The following is a 21,280-nucleotide window of genomic DNA, read 5'->3' as shown; positions in this document are numbered from 1 at the left end:
CCCCGCGGGCGCCTGCGCCCCCACCGCCGACGCCGCCCGGCAGGCCGCCGAGCTCGTCGCGTGCGCTCCCGCGGCGCGGCCCGCCTGGGGCCTCGGCCGGGCGCACGGGCCGGACGAGCCCGAGGTCCGTGCGCTGCCGCTGCCCGCCGACCACCCCGTCACCGACGCCGTGAGCTGGACCACCGCCCTCGGCGTCGTCCTCGCCCGCTACGAGGGCGTGCGGACGACCGCCGTCGCGGCGCTGCTCCCGGACGAGGCCGCCGGCGGTGAACACCTCGCCCTGGTGCCGGTGACGGCCGACGGCGGGAACACCCTCGGCACCGCCGACAAGGAACTCCGCGCCCACCTGGCCGCCGGGCCCGCCCGGTGCACGGGCGAGCTCCGCGGCGCCCTCACCGCGGCCGGTGCCGCCCCCCTGGGGCTCGTCCTCGCCGACCGGGACCCGGCGGCCGACCTGCCCGGCGCGGAGTGCGCCGAGTACCGGCCGTTCCAGCGTCCGCCGTTCCCGGTGACCGTCACCGTGGAGCGCGGCCCCGCGGGCAACCGGCTGCTCCGCTGCGACTTCTCCCCGCGGACGCTGTCCGCCGGCATCGCCGGCCGGCTCCTGCGCCACCTGCGCGAGGCGCACCGGACGCTCGTCGAGGCACCGGAGACCCCCGTCGCCGACGTACGGCCGTGGGAGGAGGACGACGCCGAACGCCTCGCCGCGCACCGGCGGTCCGCCCCGCTGCCGTCCTTCATGCCGCGGCGCGTCGACACCGCGATCGCCGCGATCGCGGCCGCGCGGCCGGACGCCGTCGCCGTGTGCCACGAGAGGACCCGGCTCACCTACGGCGAACTCGACCGCCGCGCCGACCGGCTCGCGCACGCCCTGCGCGCCCTGGGCGTGGCCGGCTCCGACCGCGTGGGGGTGTGCCTCGACCGCTCCGCCGAGCTGATCGTCACCCTGCTCGCGGTGCTCAAGGCGGGCGCCACCTACGTCCCCATGGACCCGGCCTACCCCGAGGACCGGCTGGCCTACACGACGTCGGACGCCGGACTCACCACCGTGCTCACCGACCGCGCCGGCTTCCCCGGCGGCGGCACCGTCCGGGTGCTGTCCCCGGCGGAACTCGAGGAGCACGCCCCCGAGCGGTGCGACGGGCCGCCGCCGTCGGACACCGGCCCCGCCGACCCGGCGTACGTCATCTACACCTCCGGCTCCACCGGCCGCCCCAAGGGCGTGGTCGTCCCGCACGTCAACGTGCTCAGCCTGATGGCCGCCACCGCCGACGACTTCGCCCTCGACGAGGACGACACCTGGACGCTGTTCCACTCCAGCGCCTTCGACTTCTCGGTGTGGGAGATCTGGGGCTGCCTGCTCACCGGCGGCCGGCTGGTCGTCGTGCCCTACTGGGTGTCGCGCTCGCCGGAGGACTTCCACCGGCTGCTGCGCGAGGAGCGCGTCTCGGTGCTCAGCCAGACCCCGTCGGCCTTCGCCCACCTCGTGGAGGTCGAGCGGGACGGCGCGGACGCCGCCCCCGTGCGGCTGGTCGTCTTCGGCGGGGAGGGGCTCGACCCGCGGATGCTGCTGCCCTGGTTCGACCGGCACCCGGAGAGCGAGTGCCGGGTGGTCAACATGTACGGCATCACCGAGACCACGGTGCACGTGACCGCGCAGACCGTCACCCGGGCCGAGGCGCTCTCCGGATCCAAGTCGGTCGGCCACGCGCTGCCCGGCTGGTCGGTACGGGTCGCCGACCCCGAGGGCCGGACCCTGCCGGCCGGTGTCGCCGGTGAGATCCGCGTCGGCGGGGCCGGCGTCGCCGCGCACTACCTCAACCGGCCGGAGCTCACCGCCGAGCGGTTCCTGACCGACCCGCGCACCGGCGAACGGGAGTACCGCAGCGGCGACATGGGCCGGCTGCTGCCCGACGGGCGGCTGGAGCACCTGGGGCGGCTGGACAGCCAGGTCAAGCTGCGCGGCTTCCGCATCGAGCTGGACGAGATCCGCTCGGTGCTGCTGGACGACCCCCGGGTGACCGCGGCGGCCGTCGTGCTCAACCGGGCGGACCCCGACGACGCGGCGACCGCGCAGCTCGACGCGTACGTGGTGATGGACGGCGACGACACGGCCTCCGTGCGGCAGCGCGCGAGCGGTTTCCTGCCCGAGTACATGGTGCCGTCGACGGTCACCGCGCTCGACCGGATGCCGCTCACCACCAACGGCAAGCTCGACACGCGCCGGCTGCCCGCGCCCGCCCAGGCGGCACCTGCGGCCCCCGCCCCCGCGGCCCCCGCCTCCGCCGTCCCGGCGTCCGCGCCCGGCACGCCTCCGGGCGACGCCTTCGCCCGGACGCTGCTCGACGTCTGGGCGGAGGTCCTCGGCGTACCCGTCGGCCCGGACGACAACTTCTTCGACCTGGGCGGCAACTCGCTGCTCGCCATGCGCGTGGGTGCCGCCCTGCGTCGGCGCGGCGGTCCCACGGTCGCCATGCGCGACCTGTACCTGCGGCCCACGATCCGGCAACTGGCCGCGGACCACGCCGGATGACCCCGGACGACTTCCCCCGCACGAGGACAGCAAGAGGACATCACGATGGCTGAACCGTCCCTCCCCGAACTCTTCCAGGCGCAGGTGGCGCGCACCCCGCGCGCCGTCGCCGTCCACTGCGACGGGCGGGAGGTGGACTACGCGGGGCTCAACCACCGGGCCAACCTGCTGGCGCACCACCTGCTCGCCCGGGGCGTCGGCCCGGAGCAGGTCGTCGGGGTCCGCGTCCCCCGGTCGGACGACCTGCTGGTCGCCCTGCTGGGCGTGCTCAAGGCGGGCGCCGCGTACGTCCCTGTCGACGCCGACTGCCCGCCCGAGCGCCTGGCGTTCATCGTCGAGGACACCGGCCTGGACCTGATGCTCGTCCACGACGACGGCCCCGGCACCGCGGGTCTCACCACCGTCCGCGTCCCCGAGGTGGTCGCCGCCGCCGAAGCGTCCGGCGGCCCGGCGCACGACCCCACGGACGCCGACCGGCCGTGCCCGCTCACCGCGCGGAACCTCGCGTACGTCATCTACACCTCGGGCTCCACCGGTCGCCCCAAGGGCGTGACGGTGCAGCACGACACCCTGCTGCGCTACCTGGAGTTCGCCTGCGCCGCCTACCCGGGCCTGGCGGAGAGCGCGCTGCTGCACTCCCCGGTCGCCTTCGACCTCACCGTCACCGCGCTGTACGGGCCGCTGCTGCAGGGCGGCCGGGTGCGCGTCGGATCGCTGGACCGGGAACCGGAACCCGGCGCGGCGCCCGGCCGGCCCGCCTTCGTCAAGGCGACCCCCTCCCACCTGCCGCTGCTCACCGCGCTGCCCGCCGAACTGTCGCCCACCGCGGACCTGGTGGTCGGCGGCGAGATGCTCATCGGTGACGTCGTCGAGCGGTGGCGGCGCACCCACCCGGGCGCCACGGTGGTCAACGAGTACGGCCCCACCGAGGCGACCGTCGGCTGCTGCGTCTTCTCCCTCGGCCCCGACGACCCGGTCGAGCCCGGCGCCACCCCCATCGGCCGGCCCACCCCGGGCACCACGCTGCAGGTCCTGGACGAGCGGCTGCGGCCGGTCCCGCCCGGCACCGAGGGCGAGTTGTACATCGCGGGCGGCCAGGTGGCGCGCGGCTACCTGGGCCGCCCCGCGCTGACGGCGCAGCGGTTCGTGGCCGCGCCCGGCGGCGGGCGGATGTACCGCACCGGCGACATCGCGCGGATGCGGCCCGACGGGCTCCTGGAGTACCTGGGCCGCACCGACGACCAGGTCAAGATCCGCGGCTACCGCATCGAACTCGGCGAGGTCACCTCGGTGGTGGCCGCCCGGCCGGGGGTGCGGCAGGCGGCCGTGATCGCCCGCGAGGACCGCGCCGGCGACCGGTACCTGGCGGGCTACGTCGTCCCCGAGGACGGCGCGCGCCCCGACCCGGCGGACCTGCGCACGGCCGTGGCCCGGGTGCTGCCCTCCTACATGGTCCCGGCGGCCGTCGTCGTGGTCGCCGAACTGCCCCTGACCTCGAACGGGAAGCTCGACAAGGACGCCCTTCCCGAGCCGCCGGCCGAGGACGGGCCGGTCGGCGCCGCGCCGGGGAACGAGGCCGAGGCGCGGCTGTGTGCCCTGTTCGCCGAGGTCCTCGGGCTGCCCGCGGTCTACCTCGACGACGACTTCTTCGCCCGCGGCGGGGACAGCCTCCGTGCCGCCCGGCTGGCCGGCCGGGCCCGCAAGGAGGGCCTGACCTTCGGGCTGCGCGACGTCCTGGAGCTGCGCACCCCGCGCGCCCTGGCGGCACACGCCCCCGGCCCCGTGCCCGAGGGAGCCGTCTCGTGACCACCGACCCCACGACGCCCGCCGACCACCCACCCACCGACCCCACGACGCCCCCCGGGCCTGTGGTGAGCGGTGTGCCTGCGGCCCCCGCCCGCCCCGCGGCGCCCACCGGGTCTGCGGCGCCCGCCGGGTCTGCGGCGCCCGCCCGCCCCGCGGCGTCCGCCGGACCCGTTGAGTCCGTCGGGCCCGCTGCGCGTGGTGAACGTGTGGTGGTCGTCGGTGCGTCGGTCGGCGGCAGCCGGGTCGCGGCCGGGCTGCGGGAGGCGGGCCACACCGGGGAGATCATCCTCGTCGACCCCGACCCGGACGCCCCCTACGACCGGCCCCCCTTGTCCAAGCAGATCCTCGCCGGCGACTGGGAGGCCGGGCGCGCCTCGCTCGGCGACCCCGCGCAGTGGCACGCCGCACGCCGCGTCGCCGCCGCCACCGCCCTGGACACGGACCGGCGCGTGCTGCGGCTCGACGACGGCACCCGGCTCGGCTACGACCGGCTGGTCCTCGCCTGCGGCGCCTCCCCGCGCCGGCTGCCCGGCATGCCCCGCCGGGGCGTGCACGTGCTGCGCACCCTCGCGGACTGCCACGGGCTCCGGGCCGACCTCGACCGGGCCGGCCGGGGCCGGCTGGTCGTCGTGGGCGGCGGGTTCGTCGGGGCCGAGGTGGCCTCGACGGCCCGCGCCCGCGGCCTCGAGGTCACCGTCGTGGAGGAACTGCCCGCACCGCTGTCCGGGCTGCTGGGGGAGGAGGTGGCGGCCGAACTCGCCCTGCTGCACGCGGACCACGGGGTACGGCTGCTCACCGGCGCCCGGGTCGCCTCGCTCGTCGGCGAGCCGTCCGTCACCGGCGTGGCCCTCGCCGACGGAAGCGTGCTGCCCGCCGACGCCGTCGTGGTCGGCATCGGCGTCCACCCGAACACCGGCTGGCTGGCCGGCTCCGGCATCCCCCTGCACGCCGACGGCGGCGTCCTGTGCGACGCCCACGGCGCCGCCGACGCCGCCCGCACGGTGTACGCCGTGGGCGACGTCGCCCGCCGGTACGACCCGCTCCTCGGACGGCACGTCCGCACGGAGCACTGGACGAACGCCGTGGAGGAGGCCGGCGCCGTGGCCCGGGACATCGCCGGGCGGGAGCAACCGCCGCACCGGCACGACTTCTTCGTCTGGTCCGACCAGTACGGCGGCAAGATCACCCTGCTCGGCCGGCCCGAACCCGGCGACCGGGTCGCCGTGGTGCGGGCCGGGGTCGCCCCGCGCCGGTTCGCCGTCGCCTACGGGCGCGGGGAGCGCCTGGCCGCCGTCCTGACCGTCAACTGGCCGAAGGCCCTCGTGGCGGCCCGCCGGTCACTGGCGGCGCACACCGCCGCCGACGACGTCGTGGCCGCGTGGAAACAGCTGTAGTCGCAGCTTGCTGAAACGGCTCTTTCGGCGGGCCGTAATTCCTGGATGATTCGAGTGTGCGGCGCGCCGGAAAAGCGCGCCCCCGCGGCGGATTGCATATCGCTGCAAAATCACCGGCCGACCATCTGGCGGCGCGGAGAAGGTTGTTAGCGTGGCGGACGTCCGCCCGGGGGGAAAGAAGAATTCCCCGCCCGGCGTGTTCTCCGCTGCCCGAATTCCCTGGGAAAGGAATGTCCGGTGCTCCGAACTGGCGATGCCGAGCCGCTCGTGCTCCGGCGGCGGTCCCCGTCCGGCGAAGCCGGCCGGCGTGCCCTGCTGCTGCACGGCCTCGGCAGCAGCGAGAGCTGCTGGGACGCCTTCGTCGCGCACCGGCCGCCGGACCTGGAGCTGTGGACCGCCGGCCTGCCGTGGCGGGCGGGCGGCACCTACGCGGTGGCCGAACGGGACGACACCGCCTGGATCACCGAGGCGGTACGGCGGACACCCGGCCGGGTGGACGTGGTGATCGCGCACTCGTACGCGTCGGTCCTGCTGCTCACCCTGCTCACCGGCATGGCGGCGGCCGGACGGGACCCGCGGGAGGAACTCGGGATCCAGGGCGCCGTCCTGGTCTCACCGTTCTACCGGCAGCGTCCCGACGACTTCACCTGGGCCGAACTGCCCGGTTTCCTCGACCTGCTGAGGCTCGGCGCGGAGGACGGCATCCTGGCCCGGTCGCGTAAGCCGCTCGCCGCGGACCTGCGGGCCGAGATGGCCGAGCGTTCCTGCGAACAGCTCGGCCCCCACTGGGTGGTCCGCCACCTGCACGCCTATCTGCACACCCCCTTCCTGCCCGTCGGCCTGGTCGGCCTGCCCGTCCACGTCGTCACCGGCGACCGGGACCCGATCGCACCACCGGTCGAGGGCGCCACGCTCGCGGCCCGGCTCGGCAACGCCTCGATCGACCGGATCGACGGCTGCGCGCACACTCCGATGGCCGAGCGCCCCGACCGATTCTCGCTCGCTGTCCAGCAATTCCTCACCACGCTGCCGGCGGGGCACCCCCCGGCGGCGGTCAACTGAGTACGGGAGTACATCGATGGCCACCCTGACCGATGTCGACATCAAGAAACTGCTGACCGAGCCGAGTTCGGTGACCATGCGCCCCTCCTACGAGGGCGGCAACATCAACACCGCGATCGGTTTCAAGTGTGACAACTACCTGCTCGAAGCGGCCGTGCTCGACCACTTCCGGGCCGTCGGCCTCGGCGCCACCGAGCTGTACCTGGTGCACGGCGTGAACTTCGACGTGGTCGGCGTCGACACCCGTCTGCACACCGTCCTCACCCTCGACGACGACGTGACCCTCGAAGTCACCCCCAAGACCAAGGACACCGACCGCGAGATGGTGTTCGCGGTGGCGGCGATCGTGGAGCGCGACGGCGCCCCCAAGAAGGCCGTCACCTCCAAGTTCCGCGTGCTGCTGCGCCGTGACACCGCGATCCCCGACCCCGCCCCGCTCCCCGCGGAGCTGGAGCGCTTCGTGGTCGACCGGCTCGCCACCGCCGAGCCCAGCGAGCTGGCCTCCACCCCGGTCGACGACCTCCACGGCGCGTTCCACCGCGGTGAGGACGCCTCGCCCGACCCGGTGCTCGCCGAGATCATCGGCGACGACAACGCCATCGGCTGGAAGTGGCGGATCCCCTACTACTACTGCCACTTCACCGAGCGCATGCAGATGTCCGGCTACCTGCGCCAGATGGAGGAGGCCAAGCACCTCTTCGTCGCCTCCCGCGGCATCAGCATCAAGCGGCTGCTCGACGAGCGCGGCTGGATCCCCGTGGTGACGTCGAACAAGCTGCGCTTCACCGACGAGGCGGCCATGGAGGAGGACCTCTACTCCGTCTACACGGTGGAGTCCGTCTTCAAGGACATGCTCTACACCTCCCGCATGGACTTCTACGTCGTGCGGGACGGCAACCTCGTCAGGACCGCCACCGGCGAGATCACCCACGGCTACTGCCACAAGGAGACCCCGGACTCCGAGTGGCAGATGGCCGTCTTCGACGACGAGGTCCTGCGCGCGCTGCGCGGCGAGTGACCCCCGACCCGACAGCCCGGAGGACCCCCATGGCTTCCCGCCGCCGGCCGCGCTGGTACTTCTCCCTGCGCAGCCCTTACTCCTGGTTCGCCTACCGCGACCTGATGAGCACCCACCCCGAGGTGCTCGACGCCATCGACTGGCTGCCGTTCTGGGAGCCGGACGAGGAGACCGCACGGCTGCTGGCCGAGGAGGGCGTCACCCTCCCGATCGTCGCCATGAGCCGGGCGAAGAACTTCTACATCCTGCAGGACACCCGCAGGCTCGCCACCGACCGGGGGCTGACGGACATCAGCTGGCCGATCGACCGCGACCCCTGCTGGGAGGTGTCCCACCTGGCGTGGATCGCCGCCGACGACGAGGGCCGCGGCAAGGACTTCGTGGCCGCCGCCTACCAGGCGCGCTGGCAGGACGGCAAGAACATCTCCGACCCGGAGGTGATCGCCGGCATCGCGCGGGAGCTCGGCCTCGACGAGCGGCGGCTGTCCACCGCCGCCCAGGACCCGGACCTGCGCAAGCGGGGCGCCGCGCTGCTCGCCGAGTCCGCCCACGACGGGCTGTTCGGTGTGCCGTTCTTCCTCCACGGCCGGGACAAGTTCTGGGGCGTCGACCGGGTCGCGCCCTTCGTCCGGGCCGTCCTGGGCGACGGACCCGCCGGCGGTCCGGCCGCCACGGCGGCCGACGCCCCGGACCCGGCCTCCCACGCCGACCTGCTGACGGCCGGCGGCGACCAGGGCCACGCCGGCGGCTGCGGCTGACCGCCGCCCCCAAGCGCCCCGGCCTGTGCGGAGGCCGGGGCACCACCCCACCCCACGGCACACGACGAGGAGACGACTGTGGACAGCGACGCGCACGGCACCGGGCGCGGCACCGACTGGGATGCCGTGGTGGTCGGTGCCGGACTCGGCGGGCTCACCGCCGCCGCGTATCTGGCCGCCTCGGGCAAGCGCGTCCTGGTACTGGAGCAGTTCTCGATCGTGGGCGGCAACAGCCATGTGTTCCGGCGACGCCGTACCTACGAATTCGATGTGGGCGTGCACTACCTGGGCGACTGCGCGCCCGGGGGAGTCATCCCGAGCATCCTGTCCGGCGTCGGACTCGGCGACCGGGTCGACTTCCTGGAGATGGACCAGGACCGCTTCGACCTCATCCGGGTGCCGGGCGTGTCCGTGGACATGCCCGCCGGGTGGGAGGCGTACCGGCGCCGCCTCACCGAGGCCATGCCCGAGGAGGCGGAGGGGCTGAACACCTTCGCCGACATCTGCTCGGCGCTGGGTGAGGAACAGCGTGCCGCGCTGTTCGAGGCCCACCGGTGGGCGCCCCAGGACATCGCCGCCCGCACCGCCACCATCCGGCAGTGGGGACGGCGCACGCTGGACGACCTGTTCCGGCACTGCGGACTGTCCCCGAGGGCGCGCACCGTGCTCGCCGCCCAGGCGCCCAACTACGGCCTCACCCCGAAGCAGGCCACCGTGGCGCGGCACACCAGCGTCACCGACCACTACCTGCGCGGCGCCTACTTCCCGGCCGGCGGCGGGCAGATGCTCGCCGCGGGTCTGGTCGAGGTGATCGAGGCCCACGGCGGACAGGTCCGCACCCGCAGCAGGGTGGCCCGCATCCTCGTCGAGAACCGCAAGGCCGTCGGCGTCCACCTGGCGGACGGTGAGGTCATCGCCGCGGACCTGGTGGTGTCCAACGCGGACTACCCGCGCACCGTGCTGGAACTCGTCGGGGAGGAGCACTTCCAGAAGTCCGTCGTCACCCGCACCCGCCGGGCACGGATGGGCATGCCCTGGCTGGTGCTCTACCTCGGCCTGGACACCGCCCTGCGGGACCGGCCCAACGCCAACCTGTGGTGGTACGACACCGACGACATCGACGGCTACTTCGACCGGGTGGGCGACGGCGACACGGGCGACGTCCCCTTCCTCTTCTGCTCCTTCGCCTCGCTCAAGGACCCGGACAACCGCGCGCTGTGCCCGCCGGGACACGCCAACCTCCAGGTGATGACGCTGTGCCCGCCGGACTACAGGTGGTGGGGGGTCGACGAGGGTCCGGCCGGCGGCGGCGACTACCGCCGCAACCCCACCTACCTGCGGCGCAAGCGGGAACTCACCGAGGCCACGCTGAACGCTGCGGAAAAGGCCCTCGGCCCCCTGCGCCCGCACATCACCCACCTGGAGGCGGCCACCCCGCTCACCCACGAGCGGTACACCCTCTCCACCGGCGGCACCCCCTTCGGCATGGCGGAGTGGGGCGGCACCGCCCGCCCCGGCACCGCGACCGCCATCGAGGGCCTGCACGTGGTCGGCGCCAGCACCCAGGCCGGAAACGGCATCGCGGGGGTCATGCTCGGCGGCATCGGCTGCGCCGCCGGCATCCTCGGCGAGCCGCTGCTCGCCGCCGCCCGCGCCGGGACCGTGTACGGCGACCCGGACCTGCTGCCCGAACGCCGGCCGGGCTGGGACCCCAGGGAGGTGTGCCGCGGCAGCGCACGGCGCACCGCCGTCCCGCGCCCCTTCAGGCTCGCGCCACCGCGCCCCGCCGGCTCCCGCTGACGAGCGCACCCGCGCCCGGCGCACGACCGCGCACACCCCGCGAACGGTCACGCGCACACAGACGTGCGGCCCGGCCCGCCAGGCCGTGGGCCGCCACGACCCACCGATTCACCACCGAACGACCGGAAGAACGAGGGATTCACATGACCACCGCCATCGACACCGACAGCCAGGCCCGCATCAAGGAGATCGTCTGCGACGTCCTGGAGCTGGAAGAGGACGAGGTGACCGACAGCAGCCTCTTCAAGGAGGACCACGGCGCGGACTCGCTGCGCGCCATCGAGATCCTCGCGGGCCTCGAGAAGGAGTTCAAGGTCACCATCGAGCAGTCCGAGCTGGAGCGCATGGTCAACCTCGACGGCGTCTACGCCGTGGTGGGCGAGGCCGTCGCGGCCCAGAAGTAACGGCGACGGGCCGGGCGGCCGGAGGGCCGGACACCCTGCCCTCCGCAGCCCGGCCGCCGTCCCCGGCACACGTCCTCATCCAAGGCGACCACGCCGTACCGAGGGAGATTGATGTCAGTGAACGTTTCCGACGCGTCGCGCGACGACGCGGCCACCCGAGTCGTGCTGACCGGGTTCGGCGTGTTCTCCAGCATCGGTGTGGGCGCCGATGAGTTCGCCGAAGGGCTGCGGGCCGGCCGCAGCGGCGCCAAGCCGATCACCCTGTTCGACACCGAGGGCTTCGCGCACGCCAACGGCTGCGAGATCACCGGCGCCGAACCGGAACGCTGGATCCACCACCTGCCCACCGAGACCCTGGGCCGCGCCACGCAGTTCTCCGTGGCCGCCGCCCGCATGGCCGTCGAGGCCGCCGGCGTCGACCTGGACGACCTGCGCGCCCGGCGCGGCATGATCTCCATCGGCACCACCGACGGAGAGTCCTACGAGCTCGACCACCTGGTCGGCACCGAGGTGGCCTCGGGGCCCGCGGCCATGGACCCCACCGTCGCCCGCCGCGTCCACCCCAACCGCCTCTCCATAGCCGCCGCCCAGGAACTCGGCCTGTCCGACGTCGAGGCGGTGACCATCGCCACCGCCTGCTCCGCCGGCAACTACGCCATCGGGCAGGGCTTCGACGCCATCCGCAGCGGCGAGGTCGACTACGCCCTCTGCGGCGGCGCCGACGCCATGTGCCGCAAGACCTTCACCGGCTTCTACCGGCTCGGCACCATCGCCCCGGACGTGTGCCGCCCCTTCGACGCCGACCGCAAGGGCATCCTCACCGGTGAGGGAGCGGGCGTCCTGATGCTGGAGAGCCTCGCCTCCGCCCGCGCCCGCGGCGCCCGCGTCTACGCCGAGGTGCTCGGCTACGGCATGAACTGCGACGCCTACCACCAGGTCGCCCCGAACCAGTCCAGCGTCGCCCGCTGCATGGAGATCGCCCTGGAGAACGCCGGTGTCAAGCCTGCGGAGGTCGACCTCATCTCCGCCCACGGCACCGGCACCAAGGCCAACGACGTGACCGAATCGCGGGCGATCCACGACGTGTACGGCGACACCGTGCCCCGCACGGTCTCCCTGAAGTCGATGCTCGGCCACACCATGGGCGCCGCCAGCGCGCTGGCCGCCATCGCGTGCGCCCTGTCGATCCACCACGGCTTCATCCCCCCGACCATCAACCACCGCGAGACCGACCCCGAGTGCGAGATCGACTGCGTGCCGAACCAGTCGGTCGAGGCGGACCTGAGGGTCGTGCAGAACAACGGTCTCGCCTTCGGCGGCAACAACGCCATCGTGATCCTCGGCAAGTACCAGGACGGTGTCCGATGAGAGTGCCCATCATCGGCGTCGGCGCCGTCGCGAGCGTCGGCCGGGACGCCGACGAGATCTTCGCCGGCCTGTGCGCCGGACGCGGCGCCCTCGGCCCGATGCGCGGATTCGACAGCGGCCTCTACAACGGCAAGCAGCTGTTCGAGATCGACGACCGGCCGGAGGGATGCGACCGCACCCTGCGGGCCACCGGGTTCCTGCTGGACGCCGTCGCCCAGGCCGCCGCGGACGCGGGCCTCGGCGAGGACCTGTCGGGCATCCCGGTGCTCGTCGGCACCGGACTGCGCGAGCTGCGCTCCGCCGAACTGTGGTGGCGCGACGGTGCGCCGTTCGGCGTCGACCGGCTGCACTTCGGCACCGCCCTGCGGGAACGGTTCGGCACCGCCGACACCCTCACCGTCTCCAACGCCTGCTCCGCCTCCCTGTACACGCTCGCGCTCGGCGCGGACCTGCTGGCGCTGGGCGAGGCGGACACCGTCATCGTGGCGGGCGTGGACTCCATCACCGAGTCCATGCACGGGCTGGCCGACCGGGTGCAGCCCAACCCGCCCACCGCGCTGCGCACCCTGGACGTCAACCGCCGGGGCACCATCCTCGGCGACGGCGCGGCGGCCGTGGTGCTGCGCGGGGAGCACGTCAAGTGGCCGGGCGGCCGGCTGTGGGGCAGGCTCCGCGGCGTCGGCATGACCTGCGACGCCAAGCACCCCACCGCGCCCGACCCGGCACAGGTCGCCGAGGCGATGCGGCAGGCGCACCGGCTGGCCGGCACCCGCCCCGAGGACATCGACATGGTGATGCTGCACGGCACCGGCACCCCGCTCAACGACCTGGTGGAGATCACCGCCTACGGCGAGGTCTTCCAGGAGGCCGCGGGCCGCCCGGTGCTCACCGGCATCAAGCCGATGACCGGTCACACCAGTGGCTCGGCGGGCCTGATGAGCCTCGTCACGACCCTGCAGACCATGGCCACCGGCAAGGTGCCGCCCCTGGTCAACCTCGACGAGCCCATCGAGGAGGCCGCCGGCCTGCGCCTGGTCCGCGCCCGCGAGGAGAAGCACGAGGTGGCGCTGGCGCAGGTGCACGGATTCGGGTTCGGCGGCGTCAACGCCGTAGCCATTGTGGAGGGATCATGATGATGACCGTCACGGGAGTCGGCGTCGCCCTGCCGGGAGCCGACTCCGCCGCCGCCCTGGCCACCGCGAGCCGCCCCGGGGACGCCGTCGAACCGGCCGCCGTCCTCGGCAAGAAGGGCCTGCGCTACAAGGACCGCGCCACCCAGCTCGGACTGTGCGCCGCACAGCGCGTGCTGATCGACGCCGGACTGCTCGCCGAGGGGGCGCTCACCGTCGACGGCACCCGCACCGCGGTGCTGGTCAGCTCCAACCTGGGCAACGTCGACACCGTCTGCCGCGTGGTCAGGACCATCGCCGACGAGGGCACCCACGGCGTCAGCCCCATGGACACCCCGAACGCCTCCAGCAACATCATCGCCTCCGAGATCGCCATCCGGTGGGGGCTCAAGGGCCCCAACCTGATGCTGTGCAACGGGCCCGCCTCCGGGCTCGACGCGATCCGCTGGGGCGCCGCCCTGCTGCGCTCCGGCCGCGCCGACCACGTCGTCGTGGTGGGTGTCGAGCCGGACAACGAGATCGCGCGCGGCCTGGTCGGCGGACCCCTCGTGGACGGCGCCGCGGCCGTCGTGCTGGAGCACGCCCAGGCCGCGGAGGCCCGCGGTGCCACCGTGCGGGCCGTGATCGGCGCGCACACCAGGGGCATGGACGTGGCGGGCACCATCGGCGAACTCGCCGAGGTCGAGCCCGAGCCGGCCGCCTGGTACGCGCCCGCGGCCGCCGCCCCGGCGCTCTCCCAGGGACTGCCCGTGCACGACCTCGCCGCGGTGTGGGGCGAGCTGTCCGGTGCGCTGGGCGTCGTGCAGTGCGCGGCGGCGGTCGGCGCCCTCGACGCGGGCGCCGACGGCCCGATGTGGCTGGTGGCGGGCACCGACTCCGACGACGGCGTCGCCACGCTGGTGCTGCGCCCGCCGGTGCCGGCGGGCGTCCAGCCGGCCGCGGTCTGAACGGCCCCCACCGGACATCGAGGACACCGAGCACCACCGAGCAGAACGGAATGTGACCATGACCCTTTCGGCGAGCGCGCCGGCGACCGCGACCCGGCCGGTGATCACCGCGTGGTCCGCGGTGTCGCCGTACGGCATCGGCAAGGACAGGTTCGTGGCCGGCGTGCTGGCCGGACAGGACACCCGGTCCCCGCTGGACCGCGGGCAGTGGGCGGCCCCCGACAGCCACGCCTGCCTGATCCCCGGCTTCGAACTGCGCGAGGTCCTGGGCAAGAAGGGCACCCGCTCCATGGACCGGGTGACCGGACTGGCCGTCACCGCGGTCCGCGACCTGCTGGAGGACTCAGGGGACCGGCGCACGGCCTCCGACGAGGAGACCGCCCTCGTGCTGGGCACCACCACCGGCAGCGCGCAGAGCATGATGGACTTCACCCGCGCCTCCCTGGAGGGCGACAAGCCCTTCTACGTCGACCCCTCGCTGATGCCGAACGCGGTGATGAACTGCGCGGCCGGCCAGTGCGCCATCCGGCACAGCCTCAAGGGCCCCAACACCACCATCGCCGGCGGCCGCGTCGCCGGACTGTCCGCGCTGAGCTACGCCGCCGGCCTGCTCGCCTCCGGCCGCGCGCGGGCGGTGCTGTCCGGCGCCGCCGAGGAGTTCTCCGACGCCCGCGCCTGGCTGGACCACCACCGGCGCGGCGAGGACGGCGCGGACACCGTCCTCGGCGAGGGATGCGCCATGTTCATGCTGGAATCGGGCGACGTGCCCGACGCCCGGGACCGTGCCCTGGCCGAGGTGCTGGCCGTGCAGTCGCGGGTGTACGCCGACGACCCGGGCGACGCCCTCTCCGGATGCGTGGACGGCGTCCTGCGGCGCGCCGGCGTGGACGCCCGGGACGTGTGGGCCGTCTCCACCTCCGGCCCGGCCGGCTCCGTCGGAGAGCGGGAACGCGAGGTGCTCACCGCACGCTTCGGCGAGGAGGTCCTCGGCCGCGCGCCGGCGATGACGCCGGTGGGCGACACTGCGGCGGCCTCCGCTGCCTTCCAGATCGGCGCCCTGCTGGCCGCCGCCGGGCAGCCCGGGACGCCCCGGGGCGCCGTCGCCCTCGTCTCCTCGGTGGACGACAACGGCGTCGTGGCCTGCGCCGCACTGCGCCTCACGGCGCACTGACGCCACCTCACCCCTTCTCGCAGCAAAGGAATCACACATGCCGATCGACGCGGTCGCCGGACTCGACCGGGAACACCTGCGGCACCTCCTCGCCGAGACCATCGACGCGGACGTGGCCGATGTCGGCGACGACACCGACTTCGTCCACACCCTGGGCGTCGACTCCCTGATGGCCCTCGAGGTGGTCGTCGTGCTGGAGCGTACCTACGGCATCAAGTTCACCGAGGCGGAGATGAGCACCGTCCGGACGCTGGACAGCGCCTACGAGACGGTCCGCGGCAAGCTGGTGGAACGTCCGTGACCAGCCCCGTCCTGGCCGTCGCGCGGCCGGTGGGCGAGCCCGTCCACGACGAGGGGTCCGGCGCCTGGACGGCCGGCTTCACGGTCGCCGTCACCGAGGACGAGCCGGTCTTCGCGGGCCACTACCCGGACTTCCCGATCTTTCCCGGTGTCTGCGTGATGGAGTGCGTGCGCCGCGCCGCCGAGTCGGTGCGGCCTCCCCGGGCCGAGGGGCTGCGGCTGGTGGCCGTGGAGTCCACCCGCTTCACCGCCGCCGTCCACCCCGGCGACGAACTGTCCGTCGAGGTGACCTGGTCACCGCGCGCGGAGGGCTGGCGCTGTGCCGCCAAGGTCGCCACCGCGCGCGGCAGGACGGCCTCGGTCCGCCTGCGCTACGGAGCGGGGGCGCCGACGTGCTGACCCCCGCGCAGGTGCGGGCCACCCTGCCGCACCGCTACCCCATGCTGCTGGTCGACCGCGTGCTCGACGCGGGGGAGGACCACATCAGGGCGGTCAAGGCCGTCACCCTCAACGAGCCCTGGTACGCCCGGCTCGGCCCGCGGGCGACGCCGGACGAGCTCGCCTACCCGGACTTCCTGCTGATCGAGTCCTGGACGCAGACCGCCGGCATCCTGGCCAAGCGCCTGGCCGGGGAGACCGCCGAAGGACAGGTGATGCTGTTCGGTTCGATGAGCGGCATCGAGTTCCACCGGCGCGCCTTCCCCGGCGACACCGTGGAGCACCACGCCCGCCTGCAGCGGGCCGTCGGCGACACGATGATCTTCGAGGGCGAGAGCACCGTGGGCGGCGAACCGCTGCTGACCATGGGCGGGATCACCATGGCCTTCCGCCCGGGCGAGGCGCTCGCGCCGCCCCCTTCCTGAACCACCGCCCCGACAACCTACGGAGTGTCATGACGGAGAACACAGCGCCGGTCGCCCTGGTGAGCGGCGGATCGCGCGGCATCGGCCGGGCCGTGGTGCTGCGGCTCGCGGCGGAGGGACACGACGTCTCCTTCTGCTACCAGTCCAACGAGCAGGCCGCGCTGGAACTGGAGAAGGAGGCGGCCGAACTCGGCCACCGGGCCCTGGCCGTGCGGGCCGACGTGACCGACGCCGCCTCGGTCCGGGACTGGGTCGCCCGTACGGAGTCCGAACTGGGCCCCATCGACGTGGCGGTGAGCTCGGCCGGCATCACCCGCGACAACCCGCTGCTCCTCATGTCCGACGAGGACTGGCACCAGGTGCTGGACACCAACCTCGACGGCGTCTACCACGTGTGCCGTGCCGTGATATTCGAAATGATGAAGCGGAAATCCGGGACCATCATCAATATCTCCTCCATCGCGGGCGTCTACGGAAATGCCACCCAGTCGAACTACTCCGCCTCCAAGGCGGGAATCATCGGTTTCTCCAAGGCGCTCGCCAAAGAGGTCGGCCGGTACAACATCCGGGCCAACGTGGTGGCGCCCGGATTCATCGAAACCGATATGACGGCCGAACTCGACGACAAGGTCAAGAAGGACGCCGCGAAGAGCATTCCGCTGCGGCGCTTCGGACAGGCCGAGGAGGTCGCCGACCTAGTCGCGTACCTGGCGAGCGACCGGGCCGCCTACATCACCGGTTCGGTCCTCCAGATCGACGGCGGCCTGACGGTCTGATGCCGGGGGAGACCTACCTGCGGCTGCGCGCGCTCGCCGACCACCACGGCGCCGACTACCGGCTGATCGAGCACGCCCCCGAGGGCCGCACCGAGGTGGCCAGCGCCCTGCGCGGACACCCTCTCGCGCAGAGCGCCAAGAGCCTGGTGGTCGCGGTGCGGCCGACCAAGCGGACCTGCCGGTACGTCCTGGCCGTCGTCCCCGGCGACCGCCGCCTCGACCTGGCCCGGGTCGCCGCGTGCGCCGGCGGGCGCAAGGCGGGTTTCGCCGACCGGGAGACGGCCGAGCGGCTCGCCGGATCGGTCAGCGGCTCCATCGTCCCCTTCTCCTTCCACCCCGACCTCGAACTCGTCGTCGAGGAGGACCTGCTCCGCGGGGACACGCTCTTCTTCAACGCCGCCCGGCTCGATCTGTCCATGGCGCTCGCCACCGCGGATTACCTGCGCATGGCGCGTCCGCGTATCGCCCGTATCGCCGAACAGGACAGTTCACCGGCCGCCGCATTTCAACAACCTGCAGGCGCCCCGTCTCCGTTCTGATACCGCCCTAGCATCACAAAGCAGCGGTTGAGGAAATTCCCCCGAACATGTCCGAACCATGGCCTGCGACCGGGCCGCCGGAGAGAGCAACGGAGGCCCCGCACGTGGCCAATCCCATGATTGAGGCAATCGACGTAACGAAGTCGTTCGGTGACGTCACCGCGCTGAACGGTGTGAGCGTCGTTGTTCCCGAGGGGTCGATCCACGGCCTGCTCGGGCACAACGGCGCCGGCAAGACCACGCTGGTCCACATCCTGTCCACGCTGCTGGAGCCGACCACCGGTACCGCACGGATCGGCGGCCTCGACGTGTCGGCCGACGCGCAGGAGGTCCGCCGGCGCATCGGTCTGACCGGGCAGTTCGCCTCCGTGGACGAGCAGCTCTCCGGACGCGAGAACCTGACCCTGATCGCGCGCCTGCTCGGTGCCAGCAGGCGCCAGGCCCTCGCCCGCGCGGACGAACTGCTCGAGCTGTTCGACCTGACCGAGGCGGCCAAGCGGCCGGCCTCCCAGTACTCGGGCGGCATGCGCAGGCGGCTGGACATCGGCGCGAGCCTCGTCGGCTCCCCGCAGGTCATCTTCCTCGACGAGCCGACGACCGGGCTCGACCCCACCTCCCGCATCGCCGTGTGGGAGGTCATCGAACGGCTCGCCAAGGACGGCGTGTCGGTGCTGCTCACCACGCAGTACCTGGAGGAGGCCGACCGGCTCTGCGAGCGGATCACCCTGCTCTCCAAGGGGTCCGTGGTCGCGGAGGGAACGCCCGCCGAGCTCAAGGCGGCCGTCGGGCAGCGCATGGTGACCGTGACGCTGGCGGCGGAGTCGGAGGTGCCGGCCGCGCTGCGCGCCCTGGAGGGGGCGGGCTTCCGGGCCACCTCCGCGCAGGACTCCTCGGCCGCCCTCGGCGTCCCCGTGGCCGCCTCCGCGGACCTGGCGGCCGTGGTGCGCACCCTGAACGAGGCGCACGCCGAGATAGCCGAACTCGGCTTCTCCGAGCCCACCCTGGACGACGTTTATTTGAGGCTCACCCACGAGTCCGCCGGAACGCCGGTGCCCGCGTGACCGTCCCGACCCACCCCACCGTAGAAGGAGTACAGAGATGACGGTCGCCGAAGCCGAGGCGCGCCCCCGGCGGACACCGCCCAGGCGGGACGCCGCGACCTCCCAGTGGGGCACCAGCGGGCTGTTCACACAGACCGTCGCCCTCACCGGCCGTTCGCTGCGGCCCTACATGAACGCGGGCGTCATCATCGTCACGTTCGTCGAACCCCTCGTCATGCTGCTGATGTTCGCCGGCGTGCTGAAGGTGCTGGGCGAGGCGCCGGGGATGTCGAAGGAGATGGCGTACATCGACGGCCTGGCCCCGGCCATCATGATCATCACCGCGGTCGCCGCGGGCGCGCAGGCGGGCAACGGTCTCATCAACGACCTGCGCAACGAGGTCATCACCCGCTTCCACACCCTGCCCATCAACCGGTTCAGCGTGCTGCTGGCGCGCAGCTTCGCCGACGCGGCGCGCTCGCTCTACCAGCTGATCTCCGTCGCCGTCCTGGCCGCGCTCATCTTCGGCTTCGCGCCCCCCGGCGGGATCCTCGGCGTGCTGGGCGCGATCCTCATGAGTCTGCTCGTCGGCTGGTCCATGAGCTGGATCTTCATCATGATGGCCGCGCTGCTGCGCAACGGGGACGTGCTGCGCATGATCACCACACTGCTCACGTTCCCGCTGCTGTTCGCCTCCAACGCCTTCGTGCCGCCGGAGTCGATGCCGACCGGGCTCCGCGTCATCGCCCAGGGCAACCCCATCTCCTACGCCAACGACGCCGTGCGCAGCATGGTGGCCGGGAACGTCACCGTGACGGAACTGGCCACCACCGTCGCGGTCTGCCTGGCCCTGGTGTGCGTGTGCGCGCCGATCTCGAAGCGGTCGTTCCGCGTGCTGTGACCTCATGACTCCGGTCGTCCGGCCACGGAACGGATGACCGGTTGTGCCCTCATCCCGCCCCCTGCCCGAGCGCAGTGGGCGGGATGTCCCGTTCCCGGTGGCACCAAGCTGTCGAACCGAAGTCCGAACACTCCAAGCCGTTCTCGCGGTGCCTAGGTTTAACTCGCGAGAGGGCAAAACATGCCCTCGGGAAGACTCTGTCCGAGAGGTTGACGTGGCGCGATCCGGAATCGGTCTCGACGAACGTTCGGAGCTCCTGTACCGGAGGCTGCTCCGGCGGACTAACTGGCAGACGCAGGAACTGGCGCAGGTCATGAAGTGGCCGGCGTCGGAGGTTGCAGGTGCGATGGAGACACTGCGGGCCGAGGGGCTCGCCGCCGTCTCGGCGGACGACCCCACCGCCTTCCGCGCGGTCGAGCCGTGCATCGCCCTTCCGGCCCTGCTGGCCCGGTCGATGCACGAGGGGCGCTCCCCGCAGCCCCGCCCGGTCGAGATCGACCGGTTCATCGCCCTGCACGAGCGGGCGGTCGAGCGGATCGAGGAGTCCGCGGACGGCGACGGGTACCGCCACGACGCGTGCACCGTGATCGAGCGGATGGTCGCCAAGGCCGAGAGCGACGTCGTGTTCCTCGTCCCGCGTCACGTGGAGGGCGACTTCGCCTTCTCCCGACCCATCGTGGACATGGCGCTCAGGCGCGGCACGCGGCTGCGGGCCGTGTGGGCGCCCGCGGTCTTCCACGCCCACCCCGCGATGGCCCACGCGCAGTGGCTGGCCCAGCAGGACGTCCAGCCCCGGATGACCGACTCGGTGCCGGTGTACGCCATGATCATGGACGGCGCGGCGGCCGTGGTGGTCGACGAGGCCCGCGAACCCCGGGTGGTGCGCTCCCCGGCGGAACTGGACTCGCTGTGCGCGATGGCCGAGCGGCTCTGGGAGCGCGGCTCGGCGGTACGTCAGCTCAGACGCACGCGGGCCACCGCGACCACGCGCAGACCCCGCACCGAGATCGTCCTGCGGCTGCTGGCCGAGGGTCTCACCGACGACGCCATAGCCCGCCGTCTCGGGTGCAGCGTACGCACCGTACGCAACGACGTGGCGGCCGCGATGGTCGCGCTGGACGCGCGCAGCCGTTTCCAGGCGGGTGCCCGCGCCATGCAGGTCGGCCTGATCTGACCCCACCGGGCCCCGCCCCACCACACCGACACGAACCCACGGCCCCGGCCCACCGGCCCCCCGGGCCCACAGGCCCACCGGGTTCACAGGGCCCCGGGCCCACCGGGTTCACAGGGCCCCGGGCCCACAGGCCCACCAGGCCCACACGGCCCACCAGGCCCACACGGCCCACCGGGTCCACACAACCCCGGGCCCCCGGCCCACCACGGCTGCCCGGAGCGCCGCGCCCCGGCCACGTCCGGACATGCGACGGCATGCACCACCACGCACCGCAGGGGGCAGGCCGCCCGGCCGTC

20 protein-coding genes are annotated in these 21,280 nt (G+C 73.4%); all 20 read left to right on the top strand.

Annotated features, from left to right (window positions below):
- The first annotated feature begins 217 nt into the window (after positions 1-217).
- The 20 genes from BU52_RS34430 to BU52_RS31870 all read left to right on the top strand — a co-directional run bounded on the left by BU52_RS34430 (position 218) and on the right by BU52_RS31870 (position 20,984).
- The gene (locus tag BU52_RS34430; RefSeq protein ID WP_407702087.1) at positions 218-2,533 is read left to right on the top strand and encodes an amino acid adenylation domain-containing protein; all 2,316 of its coding nucleotides are present in this window, start codon (positions 218-220) and stop codon (positions 2,531-2,533) included.
- A 45-nt stretch (positions 2,534-2,578) separates the two neighbouring features.
- Positions 2,579-4,339 carry a non-ribosomal peptide synthetase gene (locus tag BU52_RS31960; RefSeq protein WP_051858756.1) on the top strand — a complete coding sequence of 587 codons (1,761 nt, stop codon included), beginning with the start codon at positions 2,579-2,581 and terminating at the stop codon, positions 4,337-4,339.
- 206 nt (positions 4,340-4,545) lie between these two features.
- Positions 4,546-5,733 carry an NAD(P)/FAD-dependent oxidoreductase gene (locus BU52_RS31955; RefSeq protein WP_037941167.1) on the top strand — a complete coding sequence of 396 codons (1,188 nt, stop codon included), beginning with the start codon at positions 4,546-4,548 and terminating at the stop codon, positions 5,731-5,733.
- A gap of 237 nt (positions 5,734-5,970) precedes the next feature.
- Positions 5,971-6,795 (top strand): alpha/beta fold hydrolase, encoded by an 825-nt coding sequence (locus BU52_RS31950; RefSeq protein WP_051858754.1) that lies wholly within the window; start codon positions 5,971-5,973, stop codon positions 6,793-6,795.
- A gap of 16 nt (positions 6,796-6,811) precedes the next feature.
- The gene (locus tag BU52_RS31945) at positions 6,812-7,813 is read left to right on the top strand and encodes a thioesterase family protein (protein ID WP_037941164.1); all 1,002 of its coding nucleotides are present in this window, start codon (positions 6,812-6,814) and stop codon (positions 7,811-7,813) included.
- A 29-nt stretch (positions 7,814-7,842) separates the two neighbouring features.
- Positions 7,843-8,571 (top strand): 2-hydroxychromene-2-carboxylate isomerase, encoded by a 729-nt coding sequence (locus BU52_RS31940; protein WP_037941161.1) that lies wholly within the window; start codon positions 7,843-7,845, stop codon positions 8,569-8,571.
- 78 nt (positions 8,572-8,649) lie between these two features.
- On the top strand, positions 8,650-10,371 hold the full coding sequence (locus BU52_RS31935) for a phytoene desaturase family protein (RefSeq protein ID WP_037941158.1): 1,722 nt from the start codon (positions 8,650-8,652) through the stop codon (positions 10,369-10,371).
- A gap of 143 nt (positions 10,372-10,514) precedes the next feature.
- Positions 10,515-10,775: an acyl carrier protein gene (locus BU52_RS31930; protein WP_051858753.1), complete on the top strand. Its 261-nt coding sequence runs from the start codon at positions 10,515-10,517 to the stop codon at positions 10,773-10,775.
- Positions 10,776-10,886: 111 nt separating this feature from the next.
- Positions 10,887-12,143 carry a beta-ketoacyl-[acyl-carrier-protein] synthase family protein gene (locus BU52_RS31925; protein WP_037941157.1) on the top strand — a complete coding sequence of 419 codons (1,257 nt, stop codon included), beginning with the start codon at positions 10,887-10,889 and terminating at the stop codon, positions 12,141-12,143.
- A complete protein-coding gene (locus BU52_RS31920; protein ID WP_037941155.1) occupies positions 12,140-13,276 on the top strand; it encodes a beta-ketoacyl synthase N-terminal-like domain-containing protein in 1,137 nt (378 codons plus the stop codon). The genes BU52_RS31925 and BU52_RS31920 overlap by 4 nt, the downstream gene beginning before the upstream one ends.
- Complete coding sequence (locus BU52_RS31915; protein WP_037941153.1) at positions 13,273-14,220, top strand: beta-ketoacyl synthase N-terminal-like domain-containing protein; 948 nt, start codon at positions 13,273-13,275, stop codon at positions 14,218-14,220. Before BU52_RS31920 ends, BU52_RS31915 begins: the two co-directional genes overlap by 4 nt.
- Positions 14,221-14,278: 58 nt before the next feature.
- On the top strand, positions 14,279-15,391 hold the full coding sequence (locus BU52_RS31910) for a beta-ketoacyl synthase N-terminal-like domain-containing protein (RefSeq protein ID WP_037941151.1): 1,113 nt from the start codon (positions 14,279-14,281) through the stop codon (positions 15,389-15,391).
- A gap of 37 nt (positions 15,392-15,428) precedes the next feature.
- Entirely contained in the window at positions 15,429-15,692 is a 264-nt protein-coding gene (locus tag BU52_RS31905; RefSeq protein ID WP_037941148.1) for an acyl carrier protein, read from the top strand.
- Entirely contained in the window at positions 15,689-16,090 is a 402-nt protein-coding gene (locus BU52_RS31900; protein WP_037941145.1) for a 3-hydroxyacyl-ACP dehydratase FabZ family protein, read from the top strand. The genes BU52_RS31905 and BU52_RS31900 overlap by 4 nt, the downstream gene beginning before the upstream one ends.
- Positions 16,084-16,554, top strand: a complete 471-nt coding sequence (locus BU52_RS31895; protein WP_037941142.1) for a 3-hydroxyacyl-ACP dehydratase FabZ family protein — start codon at positions 16,084-16,086, stop codon at positions 16,552-16,554. The genes BU52_RS31900 and BU52_RS31895 overlap by 7 nt, the downstream gene beginning before the upstream one ends.
- 29 nt (positions 16,555-16,583) lie before the next feature.
- Complete coding sequence (fabG, locus tag BU52_RS31890) at positions 16,584-17,330, top strand: 3-oxoacyl-[acyl-carrier-protein] reductase (RefSeq protein ID WP_037941138.1); 747 nt, start codon at positions 16,584-16,586, stop codon at positions 17,328-17,330.
- Entirely contained in the window at positions 17,330-17,869 is a 540-nt protein-coding gene (locus BU52_RS31885) for a YbaK/EbsC family protein (protein WP_037941136.1), read from the top strand. The genes fabG and BU52_RS31885 overlap by 1 nt, the downstream gene beginning before the upstream one ends.
- Before the next feature lie 116 nt (positions 17,870-17,985).
- Positions 17,986-18,930 carry a daunorubicin resistance protein DrrA family ABC transporter ATP-binding protein gene (locus tag BU52_RS31880; protein ID WP_037941133.1) on the top strand — a complete coding sequence of 315 codons (945 nt, stop codon included), beginning with the start codon at positions 17,986-17,988 and terminating at the stop codon, positions 18,928-18,930.
- A gap of 37 nt (positions 18,931-18,967) precedes the next feature.
- A complete protein-coding gene (locus tag BU52_RS31875) occupies positions 18,968-19,810 on the top strand; it encodes an ABC transporter permease (protein WP_051858752.1) in 843 nt (280 codons plus the stop codon).
- A gap of 214 nt (positions 19,811-20,024) precedes the next feature.
- Positions 20,025-20,984: a helix-turn-helix transcriptional regulator gene (locus BU52_RS31870; RefSeq protein WP_037941131.1), complete on the top strand. Its 960-nt coding sequence runs from the start codon at positions 20,025-20,027 to the stop codon at positions 20,982-20,984.
- Positions 20,985-21,280 lie beyond the last annotated feature (296 nt).

The sequence above is a fragment of the Streptomyces toyocaensis genome, assembly GCF_000725125.1.
Lineage (GTDB): Bacteria > Actinomycetota > Actinomycetes > Streptomycetales > Streptomycetaceae > Streptomyces > Streptomyces toyocaensis.
This window is presented reverse-complemented; position numbering and strand designations above follow the sequence as displayed.